Genomic DNA, 23,661 nt, shown 5'->3' with positions numbered 1-23,661 from the left:
ATTAGAATTTTAGAACCTTTAATATTAGTGATAAGCCAACGAATGTAGTGAGTTTAAACCTTTCTTTCGCCATAGTTGCCCTCTTATTGGTGAAACTGTTCTGTGGAGTTTGATAGTCTGGGGAGAGACTATCAAAGCCTGTTACTGAGAAACTGGAAAGTGACATAAGTCTGAGATTAGAAATGAGAGATCTCAGAGGTTACCTTTGATAAGAACGGACTTTTGGGAGAATTACAGAAATTGAAACTCAATTTCGTAGTAGTCCCCTGCAAGGATGATTGGGCTCAAATTTAGCAATGGAACTCTGTAGGAGGTCGCTTCCGCCCCGAACCACATAAGGATAAGTGCTAAAAAAGAAAATAACTAGCACAACGGGTATAAAATTTCAATGACTAGATTAGAAGAGTCTATAAATAACAAAAGCACACCGTGTCTTCTAATCTTGATTGACGTCAAGTTCAGAAAACCAGGTGTGCTGATATCCAGTATTAGTTGATGCCTATTTTTGTTTATTTTGAAAACGCCATTCAAAACGTTTTTGATCATAAATAGGATAGAGAAGATTTAAAAGCCCATATCCCAAGGTAAATCCTGCAATGACATCTGTTGGGTAGTGAACTCCTAGATAAATCCGAGATAGTCCAACAAGAAAGATTGTTATTCCTAATAGTATCTGCCAAGTTAATTTTAATTGCTGATTCTTAACCCTTTGACCAATGATGATAATTAGACTTCCGATAATCAGCATCGTTCCAAGAGAATGCCCACTAGGAAATGAAAAGCCACCTGCATGAACAAGGTGTTCAATACTTGGTCTAGGACGTTGGTAAATGGTTTTGAAACCGAAAATAACAATAGCGGCTAAAATGCCACTAATAGCCACAAATCCACTTTCAGCATACCATTTTTGCTTGAGTAAAAAGGCAGCCGCGATGACAACGAGTGCAACTTGTGTTGACGTGTTTCCGATTACGGTAATTGTTGAGAAAAAGTGAGTTGCAAGTTCAGGCAATGCCCCTCGAACTGTTGACTGGATAGGCGTGTCAAATTCAGTAAGAACTTCAGGATAGAATTTAACCACATAACCCAGCATGACAAAGACAAGGGCTGCAAAACTTGCTCTCACAAAATAAGTTTGTTTCTGTTTCATGTTAATGATTATAGCATAATCATTTATAATTTAGTAATTAAAGGTTTCATAGCCAAGTTCACTAGGTAGAACGTCACGGCAAAGATAACACCTTCTACGAGGTTAAATGGAATAACCATGGCAAAGATGTATTTTGAAAGTCCGATAAACTGATTGATATCAAAATTAGCAAAAGCAGCGTAAGCAGGCACGGCGTAAAAAATATTGAGCACAACCATTACTAAGGTTAAAAGAAGGGTTCCTACGATAGAAGCAATGGCATAGTTTTTAACGCTCTGCTCTTTTTTCCAAAGAAAAGCTAACGCAGTGATAAAGACGCCAAGAGCCATGATGTTCATCGGTATACCGATGAGAGTGCTATGACCGTTGTTGTTTAAGAGTAACGTTAAAACGCTACGTAGGATAAGTGCCAACCATGCGCTTTTAAGGTCGAAGGCCAGCATGACCACTAGAAGTGGCAAAATCGAAAAGTCGATTTTTAAGAAATCTGCCCCTGGAATCAGTGGAAACTGAAAGTACATCAGCAGAAATGAAAGTGCTGTCAAAATGGCGATATACACCAAACGACGTGTTTGTTTTGCCTGTGTAGACATAAAAAAATTCCTCCAAATTTTACAATTTGAAAGAAGTTCCAAGTATTTTTGTACTCAAAAAAGATAGCACAAAAAGCATTGGTCTTCTCCCATCCAGACTTTACTGTCGGTTGTGGAATCGCACCACATCAGCTTGCGCTCACGGACTTCAGACAGTCTCTTTTTTGTTGCTAGGACGTTAGTTTGTCTTGATATATCCACGCATTATCATCGACTTGCTACCTATTCTCATCAAAAAATCGTCTCGTCTGTCACCGCCGGTCGGGAATTACACCCTGCCCTGAAGACAATTACATCATAGCAAAAAAGCCCCGACTTTGCAAGACTTTTCACGTAAAATAACTAATTAGTGTTTTTATAGTAACTCTTGATAGTCTAGCAGTTGTAGGGACTAGAAGTCTGACTACAAACGCCAACTATTTGAGTTTATCTTTTTCATAAGTATGGGTCAATTCAAGTCCTGCAAATTGTTGCTGACGCAAAGCTTCATAAACAATCATGCAAACGGTATTAGAAACGTTGAGGCTTCTAACATGCTCATCATTCATAGGAATACGAATCGCTTTTTCAGGATTTTCTCGCATAAATTCTTCTGGAAGTCCTGTATCTTCACGACCAAACATGAAATAATGCGCTAGCCCATCGTTATAAGTTTCGTCTGAGTAGGTTTTATCTGCAAATTTTGTGACTAAGTGAAGTTTAGAAGCGTCAGCCATTTTTCCCAAAAATTCTTCAAGTGAGTCGTAGTAATGGACGTCAAGTTTATCCCAATAATCAAGTCCAGCCCGTTTCATCTTTTTGTCGTCAACAGGAAAACCCATTGGACGGATGATATGTAAAGGGGAGTTTGTAGCGGCACAAGTGCGGGCAATGTTACCGGTATTTTGTGGGATTTGTGGTTGAAAAAGAACGATGTGATTAGTCATAATTTTCTCCAAATACAAAAATACCAGGTTACCCGGAGTCAAATCTCGGCAGATAACCTGGTTATGGCGACTCATTAACTTAACTCATAACAGGTTTGAGTTAAACCAACGAATTCTTGTTTTCTAGTATAGCACTTTGACGAGAGATGTCAACGGTTTTAGCTTATTTTAAGAAAAAAGTTGTTGAAGTTATTGGCGAAGTTATTGAAAATAGTTGAAATTCTTTCGAAAAATTTGAAAATATATTGATAATCCAGTTTTGAATGTTGAAAGACAAGGTTTTGTGATAAAATAATCTTATTACAGATTTGGGAGGAATGACATGTCAGAAAATAGAAGTCATTTAGAGGAAAAATACACTTGGGATTTAACAACGATTTTCCCAACAGATGCCGCTTGGGAGGAAGAATTAGCTTCCCTAAATCAAGATGTTGACGCCGCAAAAGAATTGGCTGGTCATCTTTTGGATAGTAGCGCTAGCCTTTTTAAGACAACCGAGACCTACATGGGGTTGATGCGTCGTTTGGAAAAACTTTATGTCTATGCTTCAATGAAAAACGATGAGGACACAACAGTAGCTTACTATCAAGAACTTCAAGCAAAGGCTGGTGCCCTTTATGCAAAATTGAGTGGAACATTTGCTTTCTACGAGCCAGAATTTATGGCGTTATCAGAAGAAGCATACGCTGAATTTGTCAAAGAAACTCCTGAACTTGAACTCTACAATCACCACTTTGAACGCCTCTTTAAGACCAAAGAACATGTTTTGTCACAAGAAGCAGAAGAATTACTTGCAGGAGCTCAAGAAATCTTCTCAGGGGCTAGTGAGACCTTTTCTGTTCTTGACAATGCAGACATTGCTTTCCCTTGGGTGACAAATGATAAGGGGGAAGTAGAAGAATTGACTCATGGTAACTACATTAGCTTGATGGAGTCAAAAAATCGTGAGGTTCGTCAAGGAGCTTATGAGGCGATGTACGGTACTTATGAGCAGTTCCAACATACTTACGCTAAGACGCTTCAAACAAACGTTAAAGTTCACAACTATAAGGCGAAAGTACGTCATTTCAAATCTGCTCGTGAAGCAGCTATGTCAGCCAACTTTATCCCAGAAGCAGTTTATGACACACTCCTTGAAGCAGTCAATGCTCACTTGCCATTGTTACATCGTTACATTAAATTACGTCAAAAAGTTCTTGGTTTGGATGATTTGAAAATGTATGATATGTATACAGCACTTTCAGAAGTAGATATGGCTATTACATATGATGAAGCTCTAGTAAAAGCAGAAAAAGTGTTGTCAGTTCTTGGTGATGATTATGCTGCGCGTGTGAAACGTGCCTTTACAGAGCGCTGGATTGATGTCCATGTGAATAAAGGAAAACGTTCAGGTGCTTACTCAGGTGGTGCCTATGACACCAATGCCTTTATGTTATTGAACTGGCAAGATACGCTTGAGAATCTCTATACACTTGTCCACGAAACTGGTCACAGTATGCATTCAGCTTATACTCGTGAAAACCAACCATACGTTTACGGTGATTATAGTATTTTCTTAGCAGAAATTGCGTCAACAACTAATGAAAACATCATGACAGAGGCCTTGTTGGCAGAAGTTGAAGACGACAAACAGCGCTTTGCTATTTTGAACCATTATCTTGATGGCTTCAGAGGAACAATCTTCCGTCAAACGCAATTCGCTGAATTTGAACATGCTATCCATGTGGCTGACCAAAATGGCGAGGTTTTAACAAGTGATTACCTTAATAATCTTTATGGGTCTCTTAACGAGAAATATTATGGCATATCAGCGGAAGACAATCCAGAAATTCAATACGAGTGGGCACGTATTCCGCACTTCTACTACAATTATTATGTGTATCAATACGCAACAGGTTTTGCAGCAGCAAACTTCTTAGCAGACCGCATTGTGCATGGTACGCAAGAAGATAAAGACAAATACCTTGATTACCTCAAAGCAGGTAACTCAGATTACGCCCTTAATGTCATTGCTAAAGCTGGTGTTGATATGACAAAAGTTGATTACCTCAACGCAGCCTTCAAAGTCTTTGAAGAACGTTTGACAGAACTTGAAGCCCTAGTTGAAAAAGGTGTTCATCTATAATATAAAAAGAGTCTGAGACAAAAATAGTTCTCAGCCACGAAAAAAAGCTAGAGCTTCCCAATAGCGGAACTCTAGCTTTTTAATTTTACGATTGGGTGCTCCAACCGTTTTTAGCTTATTTTTGTAATCTGGTGATAGATTAAAAACCATTTTTCGTGTCGTCGCCAAAGGCTGGTATGTTGATGACCTTCTAATTGGTAGGTCACAAGTTTTGTTTTTTGGCTGATTGAGGTGACTTTGAAGTATTGAAAGTTGTTCAAGTAGTGTTTATCCTGTTTAATGACTTCTTCTTTAGTTAAAAGAGCGCCGTCGCTATCAATCAATCGAAAATCATCAGATAGGTATTCTTCGTAATCTGGGATTTTTGAGAGGATAATTTTTTCGTTTTTGTAGAGTTTATGATAAACATTTTCAAAAATCTCATCTTCGGGAATTGGCGCAGGTTCGACGTGGATATCAATATCGTAAACTTCAAAGCGTTCACGTAGCATATTTTCGACTTGCTCCGTAATTTCGTGGCTTTCATAGACAGATAAATCAGGATTCATTTCCAAAATAATATCAAGATAAATGTTACTTCCATAAGTTCGACCACGTTGGGACTTAACCGCATAAATTTTAGGAATTTCTAAGATAGCTTTCTCGTAAGCTTTTAGGTGTTTATCGTCAAAACCGTCAGAGAGGCTAAAGGTCGCTTCGATAAAGATATCATAAGCTGTTTTTAAGATAAAATAGGTAATCAGCAGGGCAAACAGATTATCCAGCCAAATGAGGTTAAAGGAGCTAGCAACAATCGCGAGAGAAGTACCGATAGAAGTCACAGCATCGGACAGGTTATCTTTCGCCGAAGCGGCTAGGGCAGATGACTGAACTTGCTTTGACAGCCTCTTGTTATAGAAGTAAACAGCATACATCACAAGACCAGATAGGATCCCGACAATAGCACCTTCTAGGTCGATAGCGGAGCTTTGTCCCGACAACATCTTTCTAACCGTTTGAATCAACACTTGAAAACCAACGGTAGCCATAATGAAAGAAGTGATAAGGCTAGAAAGATCTTCAATCTTCCAATGACCAAATTTGTGGTCATTATCAGCGGGACGACTAGCCAAATGAAGGCCTATTAATAAGGCAATATTGCCAACAATATCAGAAAGATTGTTAAAACCATCGGCGATAAGAGAACTGGAACCTAGCCAATAACCAGAAGCCAATTTTGCTGCTGTGAGGAGCAGATAGGCCACGATGGAAATAATGGGGCCCCGCTTAGCTAGCTGAAGTTTTTCAGATGCAGTAGTCATAAAACCTCCCAAAAATGATGTCTCAGTATTATATCATATGATAATGAAAGTGTAAAAGAGAGTAGGATTGAAAATAAATAATAAGAAAAAAAGTACTGAATTCATTTCAAAATCTGAAAAAATTAACCTTATGTGGTGTAAAACGATAGGAGTGGTTCAGACTGTCATTTGTTTTGAAACTTTAAACAGACTTATGTTTAATATTGAGATTAGAATCCTGTAAAAAACAGTATTCACAAGTTGAACTTCTCCGCATCAGTTTAAAATGCGACCACAAGGTCGCGTGAAATAGACAGTTTCCTGTCTTATACTCTATAAAAATCAAAATTAGACAGGAACAAAAATATTTTCTTTTCTCTAAAATCTCCTCATGTGGTTAGCACGCCAACAAACCTTTGGTGTCATAGCTTTAGCAACTACGAAGAGCTGAGAATTGTCGCTTTTACAGTGTCTAAGACGACAAAATCGAGATGATGGGAACTTACCACTCTGCTGAAAGAAATGTTTTAAATTCCCTACATTTATAATTTTATCAAAACTTAGAGGATATAAAAATCTAATTTTGATTTTGAATGAGTATAAAAAGACGAGGCTGGGACAAAAAATCCCAACCTCTTAAATTTTAGTGTAGAAATAATTTGACGCAGTGGTTGCTTAGAAGTCCTAACTGGAGACCTCTTCATTTTTGAGTGTCCATCTAAAACATACCACTGGACAGTTTCAGCCTGAGCTTATGAACCAGAGAGCTAGTGGAAGACAAGGATTCTAAATTATGGCTTTTGTCCCACTCTCGTTTAGGTCTTAGGCTTGAAAACAGGCAATGGAGTTCTGTTAGGGGGGCTTGTGTCCTTACCTCATAAAGCTAACTGTCCCAAAAATGCTAACTATACATTCTCAGATTTTCTCAAAATACATTTTTGTTTCTTTGATAACAATAGGTGATAACGCTAGAAGTGCAATGAGATTTGGAATAGCCATCAGTCCGTTTACAATGTCGGCAATCGTCCAAACGATATGAAGGCTTAAGAAGCCACCTAGTGCAACCATTAGGATGAAAATGAGACGGTAAATGCGAATGTGCTTTGTTCCGAAAAGAAATTCAAAACAACGTTCGCCGTAGTAAGACCAGCCTAGAATGGTTGTAAAGGCAAAGAGAACTAGTGAAATGGTCAGTGCAAAACTACCAATAGCTCCAAAAGTTCCACTAAAGGCAGCTTGAGTGACATCAGCACCTTTTAAACTATCACTGGTCCAAACACCAGTAATGAGGATGGTTAAACCTGTCAAGGTACAGATGATAATGGTATCAATGAAAGTACCTGTCATTGAGATGAGACCTTGCTCTACTGGCTCGTTGGTTTTAGCTGCAGCGGCAGCAATTGGTGCAGAGCCTAGACCAGATTCATTTGAAAAGACCCCACGGGCAATTCCCATCTGCATAGCTTTTTGGACGCTGGCTCCAAGAAAACCTCCGATGGCAGCAGATTTTGTAAAAGCAGATTCAAGCACTAGAGCAACAGTAGGGAGAATTTGATTGCTATTTAAGAGAATAACAAGAACAGCAGCTAAGATATAAAGTCCAGCCATAAAGGGAACCACTTTTTCAGCTACTTTAGAAATAGACTGGATACCGCCAAAGATAATGAAAGCAACGATAATGGCGATAATGACACTGACGATTTGTGGAGCAAAGCCAAAGCTAGATTTCAAAGAGCCGGTAATGGAATTGACTTGAGAGAATGTTCCGATGCCAAGCCAAGCTACCAATACACCAGCTAAGGCGAAGAAGATTGCGAGAGGACGCCATTTTTGCCCCATACCATTTAGGATATAGTACATAGGTCCACCAGAAATTTCACCGTTATCATCCTTGGTACGGTATTTGATAGCAAGAAGACCTTCTGCATATTTAGTCGCCATTCCAAAGAAAGCAGCTACCCACATCCAAAAAAGGGCACCGGGACCACCAGCTTGAATAGCGGTAGCCACTCCGACAATATTTCCAGTACCAACAGTAGCCGCAAGAGCTGTTGCTAGAGCCGCAAAACTGGAAATATCTCCGTGATGTTCCTCGTCGTGGACAAAGATTAAACTGAAAGCTTTAGGGAGTTTGAGAATTTGCAAAAGACCGAGACGAAGAGTCAGATAGATACCTGTCCCGACTAACAAGATGAGAAGTGGTGGTCCCCAAACCAAATCATTAACAGTTGAAAGAATCTTTTCAAGATGTGTGAAAAAAGTAGACATATAAAACTCCTTAAAATATAAGTTGCACAGTTATTCTAAGTTAGAATAACTGTCAAACACCCACACTGAACACAAAAAGGACTGAGAAAAATCACAGTCCTGGAGGTGGAGAATGTCGCAAAAAATCCTGTTAAAATGAGAACATCCCCTTTTAACAAGTGCATCATTTTCCTTCTGTCCTTTTACCTGAGAGATTGAGCGAAAAATCGCCTTGCCCCTTCGGTGTTCTGTCTTGCAGAATCTCTCCAGAAGTCCGTCAGTCATCCTGTCCTTGCCCTAAGGCACCTGAGAGTATAATTCCTTCGGTAGATCAAATCTTCTCCAGAATGACGTCAATCGGTTGGTGTTTTATGTAATTGTGCTTATTCTAAATGAAAATGTCAAACTTGTCAAGTAATTTGTGTTAAATGATAACAAATTGATTTGTTTTGGCTATAACGTTCGGAAATAAAATGAATTCAAATTGGCGTAGCGAATTTATGACAGCGACGTTAAAGTTTGTTAAACTAAAGAAAAAGATGTGGAGAAGTGTTTATGAAAGCATATGATTTGATTGTTATCGGCTTTGGTAAGGCGGGGAAAACATTGGCTGGTAAAATGGCTGCCGCTGGTAAAAAAGTTGCTCTTGTTGAGCAAAATGCGGCAAATTATGGTGGCACTTGTATCAATGTCGGCTGTATTCCGACTAAAACCTTGATACAAGCAGCAGAAAACAATTTAACCTTTGATCATGCAATGACGCTCAAAGAGACCGTCACAACTCGTCTTCGCAATAAAAATCAAATGGTTTTAGAAAATAGCGGAGCTGATCTCATCAATGCTCATGCTAAATTTATTTCTAACAAAGTGATTGAAGTTTCAGCTGGTGATGAGACAGAACAATTAACAGCAGAAACCATTGTTATCAATACTGGTGCCGTGTCAAATGTCTTTCCAATTCCAGGGCTGTTAGAGAGTAAGCATGTGGTAGATAGTACAGGTATCCAAAATTTACCTGAACAACCAAAACGACTTGGAATCATCGGTGGTGGTAATATTGGTCTAGAATTTGCCTCGCTTTATGCTCGTCTAGGTAGTCAAGTCACTGTTTTTGAAAATTCCCCAGTCATTTTAGAACGCTATGAAGAGGTGGCTGCCAAATTAGCACAAGAGTACCTTGAAGCAGATGGCGTCAGCTTTGTCCTAGGAAGTCAAGTAGAAGCAGTTGCCAACCGTGGTGAGGAGGTTGTTGTCACTGAAAACGGCAAAGAATATCTCTTTGATGTGGTGATGTACGCCATGGGGCGCAAACCAGCCACTGAAGGACTTGGTTTGGTAAATACAGACATCAAACTGACCGACCGTGGTGCTGTGCAGGTTGATGACTACTGTGAAACAACGGTATCTGGTGTTTATGCGGTCGGTGATGTGAACGGAGGTCTCCAGTTCACTTACACATCACTTGATGATTTCCGCATCGTTTTTGGTAAGTTGACCGGTCAAGGAGATTACAGCCTTCAAAACCGTCAAAATGTACCAAACTCTCTCTTCATTGATCCTGCTTTGTCACAGGTTGGTTTGACGGAAAAGGCTGTGCAAGAAGCAGGTTTACCATACAAGGTCAATGAATTACTGGTAGCTAATATGCCAAGAGCCCATGTCAATAATGACCTTCGAGGCGTTTATAAAGTGATTGTCAATACTGAGACCAATGAAATTCTAGGAGCAACTCTCTTTGGAGCAGGAAGTCACGAAATCATTAACCTCATCAAAATGGCTATGGATAACCATATTCCTTACACTTACATCAAAAATCAAATTTTCACACACCCAACCATGGCTGAGAATTTAAACGACGTCTTTAATTTTTAAAATAATGAGGAGCTATGATGGCAAAGCAAAATATCTATGACAATGATACCTTTTTTGAGGGGTATCAAAAGATTCGAAAAAATGAACGCAATGCCAATACTCTTTTTGAAATTCCTGCCTTATTTTCCTTATTACCTGATTTAAAAGGTAAAAGGATTCTTGATTTAGGCTGTGGATTTGGTGATTACTGCAAGAAATTTAGTGATGCGGGAGCTAGTTCTATTCTTGGGATTGATATTTCTGAGAAGATGTTGGCGGTTGCTGAGGCTGAAAATACGGCTCCTAACATTCAATACCTGAATTTACCGATGGAAGATATCGATCAGTTGGATGGTTCGTTTGATTTGGTGGTTAGTTCGCTAGCTTTTCACTATGTGGCAGATTTTTCGGATTTGATTGCTAAAATTTATGATAAGCTAAATGATAATGGCTTTCTGATTTTTTCACAAGAACATCCAATCAATACCTGCCATACAGGTGGTGATCGGTGGACTAGAGATACCGATGGGAATCGTCTACATTTGAATTTGACTCATTATAGCGTCTCAGGAGAACGTGAGTCTGTCTGGTTTGTGGACAATGTCAAAAAATATCACCGAACATTTTCAGAGATTTTTAATACCTTGATATATGCTGGCTTTACGATTGAGAAAGTGATTGAACCACTCCCAGATGATAAGATGTTAGAAGAATATCCCGAGTATAGGGATTTACTACATAAACCTGATTTTTTAGTCATTAAAGCACAAAAGGTAACAAAGAAAGATTGAGGTTCAGCTCTGCTATTTTCCCTAAAAAATGGTAAAATAGTAGAGCTTATTTTTATGGACAGAGAGAATGAGATGGAATTCAAAAGACTAACTGAGAAAGATTTGTTTGCTTGTGCGCAACTATTTGTTGACATTTTCGTCGTATTGTAGATGAAAACGAGGATAAGCCAATATACAGATGTAAATATCTTGAGAAAATATGTGTAGTTAGAAAACAGTTATACGGCTTTTTGCCATGTGTTTGTCATGGTTAGTTCTACAAAAAATAATAGTCAACCGCTTACTTTTTTGATATAATACTAGGGATAAACGTATATAGAAAGAGGTTCTCTCATGGGAAATTTCCAAGTTATTGCACATCCGCTAATTCAGCATAAGTTGTCTATTTTGCGTCGTACAACGACCTCTACAAAAGATTTTCGTGAGTTGGTTAATGAAATTGCTATGCTCATGGGATATGAAGTGTGGCGTGATCTTCCACTTGAAGATGTTGAAATTGAGACGCCGATTACAAAAACGATTCAGAAACAATTGGCTGGAAAAAAATTAGCAATCGTTCCAATTTTGCGTGCAGGTATCGGTATGGTTGATGGTCTTTTGAGTCTTGTTCCAGCCGCAAAAGTGGGGCACATTGGAATGTACCGTGACGAAGAAACTCTTGAGCCAGTTGAATACTTGGTAAAACTTCCAGAAGATATCGAGCAGCGCCAAGTCTTCTTGGTTGACCCAATGCTTGCGACAGGTGGCTCAGCTATTCTAGGTGTTGATTCATTGAAAAAACGCGGAGCAACTAACATTAAATTCGTCTGCTTGGTAGCAGCGCCAGAAGGAGTTGCAAAACTCAGAGCAGCGCATCCAGACATTGATATCTATACAGCAGCCCTTGACGAAAAACTCAATGAACAAGGCTACATCGTCCCAGGACTTGGAGATGCAGGAGACCGCTTGTTTGGTACTAAATAGGTCCAGTGGACCTATTTAGGTCGTCGCTGGAAAATAAGAAAGCGGCGAGGTCCAGTGGCCAAATAAGTTTAGATCGTTTGAAATAAACGAGCCCTAACAAACTGACTCTAAAGGAATAGAAAAAAATAAGGGCAAATACAGTTGTTCTTATTTTTACAAAAGAATTTTAGCACTCTTTTGAAGAGAGTGCTAAAAAATGAGTTTTTTATTTGACCTTATCTGACTAAAAGCATATAATAACAGTAAGAATTAAGTAGAAAAGAGGAAAATTATGATTCCTGTAGTTATTGAACAAACATCACGCGGTGAGCGTTCTTATGATATTTACTCACGTCTTTTAAAAGACCGTATCATTATGTTAACAGGTCCTGTTGAGGATAATATGGCAAATTCTGTTATTGCGCAGCTTTTGTTCCTAGATGCTCAAGATCCTACAAAAGATATCTATCTTTACGTTAACACTCCTGGAGGGTCTGTATCAGCAGGTTTAGCTATTGTTGATACCATGAACTTTATCAAGGCAGATGTCCAGACGATTGTTATGGGTGTGGCTGCCTCAATGGGAACAATCATTGCGTCATCAGGAGCAAAAGGGAAACGCTTCATGCTTCCAAATGCAGAATACATGATTCACCAACCGATGGGTGGTACTGGTGGCGGTACGCAACAAACAGATATGGCAATCGCAGCTGAGCACCTTTTGAAAACTCGTAATAACCTTGAACAAATCTTGGCTAAAAACTCTGGTAAGACAGTGAAGCAAGTTCACAAGGATGCAGAGCGTGATTACTGGATGAGTGCAGAAGAAACACTTAAATATGGTTTCATTGATGCTATCATGGAAAATAATAGCTTAAATTAAGCAACTATGAGAGGCTGGGAAAAACTCAGATTTGGATCTTGCTGATACAATTGAACAATAGAAAAAGGCTTAAAATTAACGTATATTGATGACGTTATTCTAAGCCTTTTTCTATTGTTGAGACTTTTACCGGGCTCTTTGATTATATTCAAATGGTGAGTGCTTATTGACAAGCAAAGCTTACCTCAGCCTGATAAAACTCAGTTTTATCTAAGTTTTTGGTGAATTGGTTGGTTTGATCTTTGAAAGTATAAATTAGCGTGATACGCGACGACGCGCAGCTTTTTTACGGTTTTCTTCGATAAAAGCAGCTTTCTTTTCTTCAGGTTCAATGATGGTTTTTTGGATTGCAAAAAGCGCACCAGCAGCGGCAGCAACTGATCCAACAACACCGGTCACAAGACCTTTCACAAAAGGATGTTTTTTAGCCATAAGAGTGTCTCCTATCTTCTTTAAGATACCTTAATCATAGCAAAATAGAGAAAATAGTCAAGTTATAAAATTATATGCCTTAAAAAACGGTAATACGATAGGTTTCTTAGCTATCGAAAAATCTAAAATAACAGATTTGCTCCCTTCTCTAATTTTCTAGGACTTTTTCATAGTATTTGACAGTTTCTTTTGCTTTTGTTATAGCTAATAACTATGTTATATGCGTTTTATAGAATGGTAAAGTCAATTAGTTTTTATTTAGTATTTTTGTTAGCACTTCTTCTAATGTGGTGTGGGGCGGAAGCGAGCTCCTACAGAGTTCCATTCCATCTTGGCAAGCCTAGGTCTTGCCACCCCCTTCACACTAAAACTAATAAGTTTTAGTGTGTGGGGGTGAAACTGTTCAGTGGACTATTTGAGATGGACACTTAAAGTTCAGATATAGACTTCCAATCAATTACTGCGCCAATCTGCCATTATCAAAAAAGAGAGGGTTGAGATTTTGGTTCAACTTCTTTTCATTACTCGCAGGCTACGCCATCTCCGTCACGGTCTAAATGTGGACCATAACCAGGGTCTCCAGAATATATCGGAGCAGCTCCTGCGTTTCTCACTGCGGTACAGTTTGCATAGTATGCTTGAACTGGAGCAGCTTCTGGTTCGGGTGCCACGGGTTGTGGAGCTGGAGCAGCTTCTGCTACTGGTGCGGTAGCAAAATTTTGTACCGGAACACTTTCGGTAGTTGAAACAACTGGGTCAGGAGCTTGTGTTGTCGGAGCTTCGAGTGTCGTTGCGATTGTTGATGTAGTTGTGGTTTTTTCAGTGGTTGTTGTAGTGGTAGAAGTTGTAAATTCTGTTACCGTAGTTTTCTTTTCAGTAGTGGTCACTTCGGGATTTTCTTTCTTCTTAGTTGCTGTTGTAGATACAATTCCAGACTTCACAGATGTGTCTTGATTATTTTTATCATTACTGTCTCCGATAAAGCTCCAACTTAATAAGCTGATTACAGCAGTTCCGATAGCGATGTTTCTCATTTTAGGATTAGGGTTCTTTTTACCGAAGTACCAAACTGCAAATAAGCTACCGATAAAAATAACGGGTAGTAATACAATGATGATCGCTATCAGTACAATAATTCCGATGATTATCCAAGGACCATTAGAACCGCTTTTTTTTGATTTTCTTGCCATATTTAAATCTCCTAGTATGTGTGCACGCGTGTGTCTATTTTTAGTGTTTGAATTGCTTTATTCAAAAATGAATTGATAGAGTTGAACGACTTGAGCAAAAGCATAATCGCTTAATATAGTGATTTTTTGGGCATTCCTAGCACGATAGTCGAAAGTGTGTAGTTGGAACGGGTTAACGTAACCGTCAATTTTTTCATTTTCCACGTCAACTAATAGTCCCTTATCTCTTAATTTAGCTTGTCCGTGAGTGATAGGGCAGACAGCAACAAAGCCAGTCTGTTTATTGTAATTGTCACTAGATACGACTAAGGCAGGACGCCTCTTTTGAATTTCTCGCCCAGCAGAAGGGTCAAAATCAATCCAGATAATATCCTGCTTTTTAGGAATGTAATTACTCATGATCTAACAATGTTACCCCTTCAAAGTCATCTTCCATACTTAAATCGTCAAGACCATTAAAAGGATTGGCAATCTTAGGAACTAGCATAATGACATCATTACGACCTTTCTCGATTAAGAACTCTTGACCAGTGGTGATACCCAAGTCTTTAGGAAGTGTCACGGTTATAGAGTTACCGACTTTACGAGCCTTTACAAAGTTCATATTTTCCACCTTCTTTCTGTATATACAAGTATACACCGTTTTTTTGCTATTAGCAATGATAAACCAAAAGCTAGTAAATACTTTTTGCTCCCGTGAAGAAATTTCAAGAAAATGCCATTTTTTAATGTCATAATATTAAGTTTTTTAGTGCCATGAAGCAATCAATGGGAACCTAAACTGCAAAATAGAGAAAATGGTCAAGTTATAACTTCCTGTGGTATAATGAAGGTATGATTGCTATTGAAGAAATTGGTAACATTACCAAAGAAAAACTGGGGCTGATTACGGTCGTTACTGGTGAGGACCTAGGCCAGTATAGTCAGCTAAAAGAAGCTTTTATGAAGGCTATCTCGTTTGATAAGGATGATTTGACCTATTCTTATTTTGACATGGCTGAGACTGATTATGCAGCGGCTGAAATGGATTTGGAAAGTCTCCCTTTTTTTGCGGATGAAAAGGTTGTGATTTTTGATCATCTTTTAGACATTACGACGGATCGTAAATCTTATTTGGGTGAGCAGGAACTCAAGCGATTTGAAGCCTATCTAGAGAATCCTGTGGAGACAACACGCTTGGTTATTATGGCGCCAGGAAAACTAGATGGAAAGCGACGTCTAGTGAAGATTCTCAAGCGTGACGCTCGGATTTTCGAAGCGGTTCCTTTAAAAGAAGCAGACCTGAGAACCTATTTTCAGAAGTTGGCTCATAAGGAAGGATTGGCGTTTGAGTCAGGTGTTTTTGAGGAGCTTTTGATTAAGTCTAACTTTGATTTTTCTGACACCTCAAAAAATTTAGCCTTTTTGAAATCTTATAAGAAGCAGGGCACGGTGACACATGAGGACATTGCGCAAGCTATTCCCAAAAGCCTACAAGATAATTTATTTGACCTGACTCAGTATATCCTGTCTGGCAAGATTGATGCTAGTCGTGAGTTGGTAAGGGATTTACGACTTCAAGGGGAGGACGAGATTAAGTTGATTGCGATTATGCTTGGGCAGTTTCGTCTCTTTTTGCAGGTTAAGATTTTAGCTAGTCAGGGGAAATCTGAGCAAGCTATGGTAGCTGAGCTTTCTAGTTTGATAGGACGGAACATCAATCCCTATCAGGTGAAATTTGCTCTTCGAGATAGTCGCACTCTGTCTTTAACTTTTTTGAAAAAAGCTGTCGCAACGCTCATTGAATGCGATTATCAGATTAAGACAGGTGTTTATGACAAAGATTATCTCTTTGAAGTGGCATTGTTGAAGATAGCAAGTTTACTCAAAGGTTGATGGAGAAGAATATGAAAAAGAAACTGATTAGCTTAATGATTGTGATATTTTCCTTGCTCTTTTTTCTAACAGGTTGTGGAAATGGTGAAAAGGAACGTCAGGTAGCTGAGTCCGAGTTATCCCTCCTGTTTAAAGCTTATGGTTTCACTGGAGAGATGAACGTTGAAGATGCTGTCGGTCGAACGATAGAGACGAGTATCTATAGCGCTGATGGTCATTATACGGAAGTTGTTAACGGCGAAGAGCTAACCTTTTCTCTGTCTCTAGGCTATGGTGAGGAACCTGAAGATTCTAGTCCAGAAGCAATCGCTTCAACAGAAAGCTTGGTAAGGACATTTTTCCCTATTGCCTTGGAGGCGATGTGGAAGCAGCCAGAGGGGAGACAACTTCAGAAAGAAATGGAAAGGACTATAAAAGGGTTTCAATTTGATCATATGACTTACTCTGGTTTTGGGGGTACGATTGATGAGGATTCGCCTCAGATAGGAGATTACTACAAGGTTGTGGAAACGAACCGAAAGGCTGGAAAACCCCTCCAAGGTTTGTATGACATTCCTATTAAAGAAATGCTGGCCAAGGAAAATGTTATAGGGACTTTTTCCTTCCATTTGATGACTTCTGATGTTCTTAATGAGAAACTCGGACAAGCAAAAGAGGCTAAGGAATTTTTGAAAACTGCTGTAGAGAAAGCCGATTTAACACAATTTCCTGATGGTAAATACAGCATCGGATTTGATGAAGAGACAGAATCGGGAACGTATTCGGGTAGTAGTTCCAATTATTTTTATTTCTATGTCAAAGATGGTACCTTTTTACGTATTGATGAGGATTATTATTTCTAGTCAAATTCTTTGAAAGCTCTGCCATTTTCAGATAAAATAAAGGTAATATAACGAAAAGAGGATATGTAATCATGGCAATTATTTTACCAGACCTACCTTACGCTTACGATGCGCTTGAACCAGTTATTGATGCGGAAACAATGACTCTACACCACGGCAAACACCACGCAACTTACGTGGCAAACGTGAATGCTGCGCTTGAAAAACACCCTGAAATTGGTGAAGACCTTGTGGCACTTTTGTCAGACGTTGAGTCAATTCCAGCGGATATCCGTCAAGCAGTTATTAACAACGGTGGTGGTCACTTGAACCACGCTTTGTTCTGGGAATTGCTTTCTCCAGAAAAAACTGAAATTACTGAAGAAGTTGCAGCGGCAATCAATGAAGCATTTGGTTCATTTGACGCTTTCAAAGAGGCTTTCACAGCAGCAGCAACAACGCGTTTTGGTTCAGGATGGGCATTCCTTGTTGTCAATGCAGAAGGTAAACTTGAAGTGGTATCAACACCAAACCAAGATACACCAATCATGGATGGCAAACAACCAATCTTGGCACTTGACGTTTGGGAGCACGCTTACTACCTTAACTACCGTAACGTCCGTCCAAACTACATCAAAGCATTCTTTGAAATCATCAACTGGAATAAAGTTGACGAACTCTACAAAGCAGCAAAATAATTAGCGACACTTTTTAAGGAGAACGATATCTTCTCCTTGAACAGCTAGTCATTCCTCTAGGAAAGTCCCATTGGACTTTTCGTGTGACATCGAGCGTTTCGCCGATGGAACTGAGGAGTGGAACAAGGTAGCTGAATTGTACGCAGCAACGAAATAATTTTGGGGAACTGGCACAAGTCAGTTCTTTTTTAGTTATTATTAGATAGTTCTTCGAATTTGTTTTATAATAGTGACGATATGAAAAAAGAAAATAAACGCCGTTCTAGAAGGCGACAAAAAAGAAGGAGAAAACCTTCAAATTATTTACACAATAGTGTTAGACATACTCGAAACACCTTTAAGGGAACTGACGAAGGTCTGATATTTTTTACAAATAGGATGCTCTCTAAGATGGAAGTGAGCACTTTCTTTCAAAATCGCCTCATTATTTTGGGAACTCTTTGCCTCCTTATCTTGTCTGTTAGTCTTTGGTTGACTAGTGCCGCTATTCTTCCTAAAATGGGCAATAACTCTTCACAGCCTCTCTTAAAAAAATCATCTTCGGAAGAAGCAAAGAAAAGTAAGAAAACCGAAGTGACCCCTACCGTAAAAAGTCTAGAGGCTAAGGAAGCGGTTGTAGCTGAGGACTTAGCTTATATGTCGTCTTTAGGTCTATATTATGACTATGCGCATCTCAGTTTAGAAGATACTGTCAAGGCCTTCTTAGCAGAACAAGGTTTAGACGTTTCTCAGGTAGCGTTTTCTTATAAAAATCTAGTGACCAATGAGACGCTTACCATGAATGATACTCAGCCGATGACAGCTGGTTCAACTTATAAGTTACCACTTGGAATGTTGATTATTGATGAAGCTGCAGCTGGACGTCTTAATATGACAGAGGAAGTGCCTTATACGACTATTGGCAATATTACTGAGGCACCAGATTACCCGCTTTACCTAGCTGGCTTTGGTGAAACAATGAATTGGACACAGATTCTTGATAATGCTCTTATTCATTCTGAAAATACACCAGCCTACGTTATGGCTGATCGTCTCGGTGGTTTTCATGAAGCCTATCAAAAAATCTCTAAATTTGGTCACTCAAAGGGAGACATCAAGACCATTGATTACGAAGGTGGTAACAAGACAACGAGTGATTACTACATACAGGTACTTGATTATTTATGGGAGCATAAAGATAAGTATGCGCCAATCATTGAGCGATTAGACGCTTCTTTCCCAGGTCAATGGTATGAGCAATATGTTCATTCGGTGCGCATCTCTCAAAAGCCTGGATTTTCTCAGGAAGCCTTAAATGTCAATGCTATTGTAGAAGAAGAAATTCCTTACCTTATTTCAATTTATACGGCAGGATTTGGCGGGAGTAATGCAGATACTACTGATATGAGCGGTTACGGTTATAATCAATTATGCTGTTTAACCTATGTTATCAACGAATGGCACAAGGTAAATATGAACCCAGCCAAAGAGCTACCAGTAACAGAGGGAGTTACAGAAAATTATTAAATGAGGACTAGGTTTATCCTAGTTTTTTGATGCCTACCTTTACCTTGAAAAATGCTGTTATAAAAGGTAAAATAGATGGGATAGAATTGATAGAATGGACTTATTGTGACATGAAACAGATCACAGATTTTGAAAATAAAAAGGTATTAGTATTAGGTTTAGCACGTTCTGGTGAAGCGGCAGCACGTCTGCTGGTGAAGCTCGGTGCTATTGTGACCGTCAATGATGGGAAACCTTTCGATGAAAATCCCTCGGCGCAAGCTTTGCTTGAAGAAGGCATAAAAGTCGTATGTGGCAGTCACCCTGTTGAGCTTTTGGATGAAAATTTTGAGCTGATGGTGAAAAACCCAGGCATTCGATATGATAATCCCATGGTAGTCCGTGCCCTTGAAAAGGGCATTCCTGTATGGACGGAGGTGGAGTTGGCTTATCTTGTTTCTGAGGCGCCAATTATCGGTATTACCGGTTCAAATGGAAAAACGACCACAACAACGATGATTGCTGATGTCTTTAACCAAGCAGGTCGTACGGGTCTCTTATCTGGAAATATCGGTTTTCCGGCATCTGAGGTTGCTGTTAAGGCGACAGCTGATGATACGCTGATTATGGAACTATCATCATTCCAGCTGATGGGAATCAATGATTTCCGCCCTCATATTGCCCTTATTACCAATCTAATGCCTACGCACATTGATTATCATGGGGATTTTGATGGCTATGTTGCAGCAAAGTGGAACATGCAAAATCGTATGACCAAAGATGATTTTGTGGTGCTTAATGTTAACCAAGATTTGGCGAAAGAGCTGGCGCACAAAACTCAGGCAACAGTCGTTCCGTTTTCAACGACAGAGCAAGTAGACGGTGGCTATCTAGCAGATGGTACCCTCTACTTTAAAGGTGAAGCCATTATGCAGGCTTCTGAAATTGGAGTACCAGGTTCTCACAATATTGAAAATGCCCTAGCAACAATTGTCGTTGCTAAATTATCAGGCATCTCAAATCAGGCAATTAAAGAAGCCCTATCAGCCTTTGGTGGCGTTAAACACCGCCTTCAATATGTCGGAGAAATCGCTGATGTCAAATTCTATAACGATTCGAAATCAACCAATATTTTAGCCACACAAAAGGCCTTATCAGGTTTTGACAATGCGACCACTATTTTGATTGCGGGTGGCTTGGACCGAGGTAATGAATTTGATGAGCTTGTCCCTGATATTGAGGGGCTAAAGTTGATGGTTGTCCTTGGCGAATCAGCTCATCGTGTCAAACGAGCTGCGCAAAAAGCTGGTGTTCCGACACTTGATGCCAAGGATGTCGCTGATGCGACACGTATTGCCTTTGAAAATGCTCAAGCTGGTGAAGTGGTTCTCCTCAGTCCAGCTAATGCAAGCTGGGATATGTATAAAAACTTCGAAATTAGAGGTGAAGAATTCATCACCAGTTTTGAAGAATTAAAATTACAAAACAGTAACTCGTAAAAAGTTCCCTAAAACAATCAAAATAAAAGAAGTTAAATGATGACAAAAAAGAAAATTGTATTTACTGGTGGTGGGACCGTGGGTCACGTTACCCTAAACCTTATTTTAATTCCTAAGTTTCTAAAAGATGGTTGGGAAGTCCACTATATTGGTGATAAAAATGGCATTGAGCACAAGGAAATTGAAAAATCTGGGCTTGACGTTGTGTTCCATTCGATTGCAACAGGAAAGCTTCGCCGTTATTTTTCATGGCAAAATATGCTTGATGTCTTTAAGGTAGCTTGGGGAATTCTTCAATCTGTTGTCATTTTGGCAAAAATTCGTCCGCAGGCGCTCTTTTCAAAAGGTGGCTTTGTCTCAGTACCACCAGTTATAGCTGCAAAAGGATTAAACATTCCAGTCTTTATCCATGAATCAGACCTTTCTATGGGTTTGGCCAATAAAATTGCTTATAAGTTTGCGACGCGAATGTACACAACCTTTGAGCAGGCGGCTGGTCTTGTGAAAACCAAGCACATTGGTGCCATTACCAAGGTTGGTAACCCTCAATCTTTTGACCAGCATCAAATTGATGCTATTAAGGCGCAGTTTGATGAGAGTAAAACAACGTTACTCTTTATTGGTGGCTCAGCTGGTGCTAGGGTTTTTAATGACTTTATTAGCACCAATGATTTGACGACTGATTTTAACGTTATCAATATTTCTGGCGATGAGAACCTCAACACACTTTCAAAAAATCTATATCGCATTGACTACGTCACAGACCTTTATCAGCCCCTCATGGACATGGCTGATGTCGTTGTCACTCGCGGTGGATCAAATACGATTTTTGAACTGGTTGCCATGCAAAAACTTCACGTGATTGTGCCACTTGGAAAAGAGGTGTCACGTGGGGATCAGTTAGAAAATGCTGCTTATTTTGTGGAAAAAGGCTACGCTGAACAATTGCTTGAACCAGACCTTTCTGTGGAGAGCTTAAAAGAGAAAGTAGCTCTGCTATTATCTAAAAAAGAAAATTACCAAGAAGCGATGAAAAAATCAGAGGAAATCACATCACCTGATGCCTTTTATCAGCTCTTGCGTAATGCCATTGAAGGAAAGTAAATGACTAAAAAACATGACACTAATGAGCCTAAAGAAGTGATAGAAAAGACTGACTGGCAGAAGCTCCACGAAGAATTTGTCGCTAGGCAGGCTGTTAAAAACTCAGAAGAAGAGGAAGTCTTAGCAGAAGAACCAGAGCAAATTATGGATGATTTTGAGGATTCTTTAACTGAGGAAAGACAATCTGAGGATGGTGAAGAAGACATTCAAGATGTCATCTCAGAAGAAGATTTCCCAACAGATGAAGAAGATGATGATGAAACTGTTGAGGAACCGAGTGACGTCAAAGAGGAAGTTGTAAAGCTAGAAAATCCTGCTCCAACCCCTAAAGATATTTTAAAAGAAGAAAAGGCGCTTAAAAAACAGCTTAGGGAAAAGGCTAAGAGCGAAAAAAAAGAACAGCGTCTTAAGAACCGTCCATTGAGAGTGGCAAGGTTAAAAGTTGCTTCTATCATTGTTGTGGCAGTTTTAACACTGGTGTGTTCAGGTTTTATTCTTAGCCCTTACAGCAAGGAAAAGCAGTTTGAGGTGACTGGGTTAGAACATGCTGATAAGGCTTCTATTTTGGTCTCAACAGGAATTAAACAATCTGATTACATTTCGAGTGTGTATTTCGAGAAAGAAAGCATTGAAAAAGCCATCCAAGCTGCTAACCCGTGGGTGAAAAAAGCAGAAATCACTTATCGTTTTCCTAACGTTTTTGAGATTTCCATCACGGAGAATCGAATCATCGCCTATGCTCAGACAGAAGCTGGTCACCAGCCTGTTCTTGAAAATGGTCTGCGTATGCCAGTTGTTTCAAAAGCAGACTTACCTGAGAACTTTTTAACGGTTAATCTGACGGATGAAAAAGCGGTGCAGTCCTTGGTCACTCAGTTAGCAAAACTCGATGAAGATCTCGTCTCACGTATTAAAGTTGTCAATGCGGTGACCAATGCCACAACAAAGGATTTGCTTCTGTTAGAAGTCAAAGAAGGTCATCAAATTCGGGTGCCTTTATCACAACTTGATGTCAAGTTGCCATTTTATTCCAAAATTGCTGAAACCCTGACTGCTCCTAGCATCATCGACATGGAAGTAGGAATCTACACGACTAATGAAACCATTGAAGCTATTATGGCTCAGGAAAAAGCAGAGCGTGAAGAGGCTAAGAAAAAAGCAGAGGAAGAAGCGAAAAAGAAAAACAAGAAAACGGATGGCACAGCTGACGCTAATGAGGAAGTGGAAGGGTCAGAAACCCTTTCAGAGGAAACCTCATCACCAGAATTGACAGAAACAGTTGTAACAGACACAACGCAAGAAACAAGTACCGAAAGTACAACACACTAATTTCAAAACTCCTGAATGGTACGATTTGCTAATGAGAGCTAAATGCTTATCAGATTAGCAGTCGTTGTATTTCAGGAGTTTTCATTTACCAAAAAATCATTCTTATCCAGTTTATACTCATTCAAAATCAAAATTAGCATTTTAGAACCTCTAATACTTTTGATGGACTACCGAACGAAGTGAGGGTAAAATGTTTCTTTCGCTATAGTGGTATTCTTATTAGTGAAACTGTCCAGTGGACAGTTTCAGCCTGAGCTTAGAAACCTGGGAGCGAAGGAGACCTAGGCTTGCCAAGAAGGAATGGAACTCTGTAGGAGGGGAGGTTCTGACACTGACTTAGTCAGCTTCATTTCCCACCTCCAAAGGTCTCCCAGACCTTAACGATTGAGACGAACTTCGTTCGCCTTATTCCCCACCTCAAAAGGTCTCCTAGACCTTTT

21 protein-coding genes and 2 riboswitches are annotated in these 23,661 nt (G+C 39.4%); of the genes, 12 read left to right on the top strand and 9 right to left on the bottom strand.

All coding sequences use genetic code 11. The annotated features are described in order from the left end of the window. Positions 1-499 precede the first annotated feature (499 nt). The 3 genes from EAF07_RS03145 to trmL form a co-directional block, all read right to left on the bottom strand. Positions 500-1,150 (bottom strand): phosphatase PAP2 family protein, encoded by a 651-nt coding sequence (locus EAF07_RS03145; protein WP_121834832.1) that lies wholly within the window; start codon positions 1,148-1,150, stop codon positions 500-502. Positions 1,151-1,173: 23 nt separating this feature from the next. After that, on the bottom strand, positions 1,174-1,743 hold the full coding sequence (locus EAF07_RS03140) for an ECF transporter S component (protein WP_121834831.1): 570 nt from the start codon (positions 1,741-1,743) through the stop codon (positions 1,174-1,176). Between the two features lie 77 nt (positions 1,744-1,820). Further along, positions 1,821-2,035: riboswitch (FMN riboswitch) on the bottom strand. A gap of 124 nt (positions 2,036-2,159) precedes the next feature. Continuing rightward, entirely contained in the window at positions 2,160-2,669 is a 510-nt protein-coding gene (gene trmL, locus EAF07_RS03135; protein ID WP_121834830.1) for a tRNA (uridine(34)/cytosine(34)/5-carboxymethylaminomethyluridine(34)-2'-O)-methyltransferase TrmL, read from the bottom strand. A 322-nt stretch (positions 2,670-2,991) separates the two neighbouring features. On the opposite strand from trmL, the gene pepF reads away from it, so the two are divergent. After that, positions 2,992-4,794, top strand: a complete 1,803-nt coding sequence (gene pepF, locus EAF07_RS03130) for an oligoendopeptidase F (protein WP_121834829.1) — start codon at positions 2,992-2,994, stop codon at positions 4,792-4,794. Positions 4,795-4,904: 110 nt separating this feature from the next. Here pepF and EAF07_RS03125 read toward each other — a convergent pair whose 3' ends face one another. Next, positions 4,905-6,095 (bottom strand): cation diffusion facilitator family transporter, encoded by a 1,191-nt coding sequence (locus EAF07_RS03125; RefSeq protein WP_121834828.1) that lies wholly within the window; start codon positions 6,093-6,095, stop codon positions 4,905-4,907. 894 nt (positions 6,096-6,989) lie between these two features. Next, positions 6,990-8,342: an alanine/glycine:cation symporter family protein gene (locus EAF07_RS03120; RefSeq protein WP_121834827.1), complete on the bottom strand. Its 1,353-nt coding sequence runs from the start codon at positions 8,340-8,342 to the stop codon at positions 6,990-6,992. A gap of 164 nt (positions 8,343-8,506) precedes the next feature. Continuing rightward, positions 8,507-8,601: riboswitch (glycine riboswitch) on the bottom strand. A gap of 275 nt (positions 8,602-8,876) precedes the next feature. On the opposite strand from EAF07_RS03120, the gene EAF07_RS03115 reads away from it, so the two are divergent. The 4 genes from EAF07_RS03115 to EAF07_RS03100 all read left to right on the top strand — a co-directional run bounded on the left by EAF07_RS03115 (position 8,877) and on the right by EAF07_RS03100 (position 12,788). Continuing rightward, the gene (locus EAF07_RS03115) at positions 8,877-10,193 is read left to right on the top strand and encodes an FAD-containing oxidoreductase (RefSeq protein ID WP_121834826.1); all 1,317 of its coding nucleotides are present in this window, start codon (positions 8,877-8,879) and stop codon (positions 10,191-10,193) included. A 17-nt stretch (positions 10,194-10,210) separates the two neighbouring features. Next, positions 10,211-10,963: a class I SAM-dependent methyltransferase gene (locus EAF07_RS03110; RefSeq protein ID WP_121834825.1), complete on the top strand. Its 753-nt coding sequence runs from the start codon at positions 10,211-10,213 to the stop codon at positions 10,961-10,963. 333 nt (positions 10,964-11,296) lie between these two features. After that, positions 11,297-11,926 carry a uracil phosphoribosyltransferase gene (upp, locus tag EAF07_RS03105; RefSeq protein ID WP_121834824.1) on the top strand — a complete coding sequence of 210 codons (630 nt, stop codon included), beginning with the start codon at positions 11,297-11,299 and terminating at the stop codon, positions 11,924-11,926. Positions 11,927-12,197: 271 nt separating this feature from the next. Beyond that, positions 12,198-12,788, top strand: coding sequence for an ATP-dependent Clp protease proteolytic subunit (locus EAF07_RS03100; RefSeq protein ID WP_121834823.1), 591 nt, complete (start codon positions 12,198-12,200; stop codon positions 12,786-12,788). A 255-nt stretch (positions 12,789-13,043) separates the two neighbouring features. Here the strand turns inward: EAF07_RS03100 and EAF07_RS03095 are convergent, their stop codons facing one another. The 4 genes from EAF07_RS03095 to mazE form a co-directional block, all read right to left on the bottom strand. After that, a complete protein-coding gene (locus tag EAF07_RS03095; RefSeq protein WP_121834822.1) occupies positions 13,044-13,220 on the bottom strand; it encodes a DUF3042 family protein in 177 nt (58 codons plus the stop codon). 521 nt (positions 13,221-13,741) lie between these two features. After that, complete coding sequence (locus tag EAF07_RS10925; RefSeq protein WP_245962687.1) at positions 13,742-14,410, bottom strand: excalibur calcium-binding domain-containing protein; 669 nt, start codon at positions 14,408-14,410, stop codon at positions 13,742-13,744. Between the two features lie 57 nt (positions 14,411-14,467). Further along, positions 14,468-14,812: a type II toxin-antitoxin system PemK/MazF family toxin gene (locus EAF07_RS03085; RefSeq protein WP_121834821.1), complete on the bottom strand. Its 345-nt coding sequence runs from the start codon at positions 14,810-14,812 to the stop codon at positions 14,468-14,470. After that, on the bottom strand, positions 14,802-15,014 hold the full coding sequence (gene mazE, locus EAF07_RS03080) for a type II toxin-antitoxin system PemI/MazE family antitoxin (RefSeq protein WP_121834820.1): 213 nt from the start codon (positions 15,012-15,014) through the stop codon (positions 14,802-14,804). Before mazE ends, EAF07_RS03085 begins: the two co-directional genes overlap by 11 nt. Before the next feature lie 230 nt (positions 15,015-15,244). Between mazE and holA the strand changes: the two genes are divergently transcribed. From holA to EAF07_RS03045, 7 genes are all read left to right on the top strand, one after another. Further along, complete coding sequence (gene holA, locus EAF07_RS03075; protein ID WP_121834819.1) at positions 15,245-16,285, top strand: DNA polymerase III subunit delta; 1,041 nt, start codon at positions 15,245-15,247, stop codon at positions 16,283-16,285. A gap of 11 nt (positions 16,286-16,296) precedes the next feature. Then, positions 16,297-17,127 (top strand): hypothetical protein, encoded by an 831-nt coding sequence (locus EAF07_RS03070; RefSeq protein WP_121834818.1) that lies wholly within the window; start codon positions 16,297-16,299, stop codon positions 17,125-17,127. 71 nt (positions 17,128-17,198) lie between these two features. Continuing rightward, the gene (gene sodA, locus EAF07_RS03065; RefSeq protein WP_121834817.1) at positions 17,199-17,804 is read left to right on the top strand and encodes a superoxide dismutase SodA; all 606 of its coding nucleotides are present in this window, start codon (positions 17,199-17,201) and stop codon (positions 17,802-17,804) included. 390 nt (positions 17,805-18,194) lie between these two features. Then, positions 18,195-19,310: a serine hydrolase gene (locus EAF07_RS03060; RefSeq protein WP_121834816.1), complete on the top strand. Its 1,116-nt coding sequence runs from the start codon at positions 18,195-18,197 to the stop codon at positions 19,308-19,310. Positions 19,311-19,420: 110 nt separating this feature from the next. After that, positions 19,421-20,788 carry a UDP-N-acetylmuramoyl-L-alanine--D-glutamate ligase gene (murD, locus tag EAF07_RS03055; protein WP_121834868.1) on the top strand — a complete coding sequence of 456 codons (1,368 nt, stop codon included), beginning with the start codon at positions 19,421-19,423 and terminating at the stop codon, positions 20,786-20,788. A gap of 36 nt (positions 20,789-20,824) precedes the next feature. Next, positions 20,825-21,892 (top strand): UDP-N-acetylglucosamine--N-acetylmuramyl-(pentapeptide) pyrophosphoryl-undecaprenol N-acetylglucosamine transferase, encoded by a 1,068-nt coding sequence (locus EAF07_RS03050; RefSeq protein WP_121834815.1) that lies wholly within the window; start codon positions 20,825-20,827, stop codon positions 21,890-21,892. Next, entirely contained in the window at positions 21,893-23,221 is a 1,329-nt protein-coding gene (locus tag EAF07_RS03045) for a cell division protein FtsQ/DivIB (RefSeq protein ID WP_121834814.1), read from the top strand. It abuts the gene before it with no gap. Positions 23,222-23,661: the final 440 nt, after the last annotated feature.

Source organism: Streptococcus hillyeri, assembly GCF_003686955.1.
GTDB classification, from domain to species: Bacteria; Bacillota; Bacilli; order Lactobacillales; family Streptococcaceae; genus Streptococcus; species Streptococcus hillyeri.
This window is presented reverse-complemented; position numbering and strand designations above follow the sequence as displayed.

Bases quoted from the DNA above. Each gene is read 5' to 3' on its own strand.
- EAF07_RS03145 (WP_121834832.1), bottom strand. From the start codon at position 1,150: ATGAAACAGAAACAAACTTATTTTGTGAGAGCAAGTTTTGCAGCCCTT.
- EAF07_RS03140 (WP_121834831.1), bottom strand. From the start codon at position 1,743: ATGTCTACACAGGCAAAACAAACACGTCGTTTGGTGTATATCGCCATT.
- trmL (WP_121834830.1), bottom strand. From the start codon at position 2,669: ATGACTAATCACATCGTTCTTTTTCAACCACAAATCCCACAAAATACC.
- pepF (WP_121834829.1), top strand. From the start codon at position 2,992: ATGTCAGAAAATAGAAGTCATTTAGAGGAAAAATACACTTGGGATTTA.
- EAF07_RS03125 (WP_121834828.1), bottom strand. From the start codon at position 6,095: ATGACTACTGCATCTGAAAAACTTCAGCTAGCTAAGCGGGGCCCCATT.
- EAF07_RS03120 (WP_121834827.1), bottom strand. From the start codon at position 8,342: ATGTCTACTTTTTTCACACATCTTGAAAAGATTCTTTCAACTGTTAAT.
- EAF07_RS03115 (WP_121834826.1), top strand. From the start codon at position 8,877: ATGAAAGCATATGATTTGATTGTTATCGGCTTTGGTAAGGCGGGGAAA.
- EAF07_RS03110 (WP_121834825.1), top strand. From the start codon at position 10,211: ATGGCAAAGCAAAATATCTATGACAATGATACCTTTTTTGAGGGGTAT.
- upp (WP_121834824.1), top strand. From the start codon at position 11,297: ATGGGAAATTTCCAAGTTATTGCACATCCGCTAATTCAGCATAAGTTG.
- EAF07_RS03100 (WP_121834823.1), top strand. From the start codon at position 12,198: ATGATTCCTGTAGTTATTGAACAAACATCACGCGGTGAGCGTTCTTAT.
- EAF07_RS03095 (WP_121834822.1), bottom strand. From the start codon at position 13,220: ATGGCTAAAAAACATCCTTTTGTGAAAGGTCTTGTGACCGGTGTTGTT.
- EAF07_RS10925 (WP_245962687.1), bottom strand. From the start codon at position 14,410: ATGGCAAGAAAATCAAAAAAAAGCGGTTCTAATGGTCCTTGGATAATC.
- mazE (WP_121834820.1), bottom strand. From the start codon at position 15,014: ATGAACTTTGTAAAGGCTCGTAAAGTCGGTAACTCTATAACCGTGACA.
- holA (WP_121834819.1), top strand. From the start codon at position 15,245: ATGATTGCTATTGAAGAAATTGGTAACATTACCAAAGAAAAACTGGGG.
- EAF07_RS03070 (WP_121834818.1), top strand. From the start codon at position 16,297: ATGAAAAAGAAACTGATTAGCTTAATGATTGTGATATTTTCCTTGCTC.
- sodA (WP_121834817.1), top strand. From the start codon at position 17,199: ATGGCAATTATTTTACCAGACCTACCTTACGCTTACGATGCGCTTGAA.
- EAF07_RS03060 (WP_121834816.1), top strand. From the start codon at position 18,195: ATGGAAGTGAGCACTTTCTTTCAAAATCGCCTCATTATTTTGGGAACT.
- murD (WP_121834868.1), top strand. From the start codon at position 19,421: ATGAAACAGATCACAGATTTTGAAAATAAAAAGGTATTAGTATTAGGT.
- EAF07_RS03050 (WP_121834815.1), top strand. From the start codon at position 20,825: ATGATGACAAAAAAGAAAATTGTATTTACTGGTGGTGGGACCGTGGGT.
- EAF07_RS03045 (WP_121834814.1), top strand. From the start codon at position 21,893: ATGACTAAAAAACATGACACTAATGAGCCTAAAGAAGTGATAGAAAAG.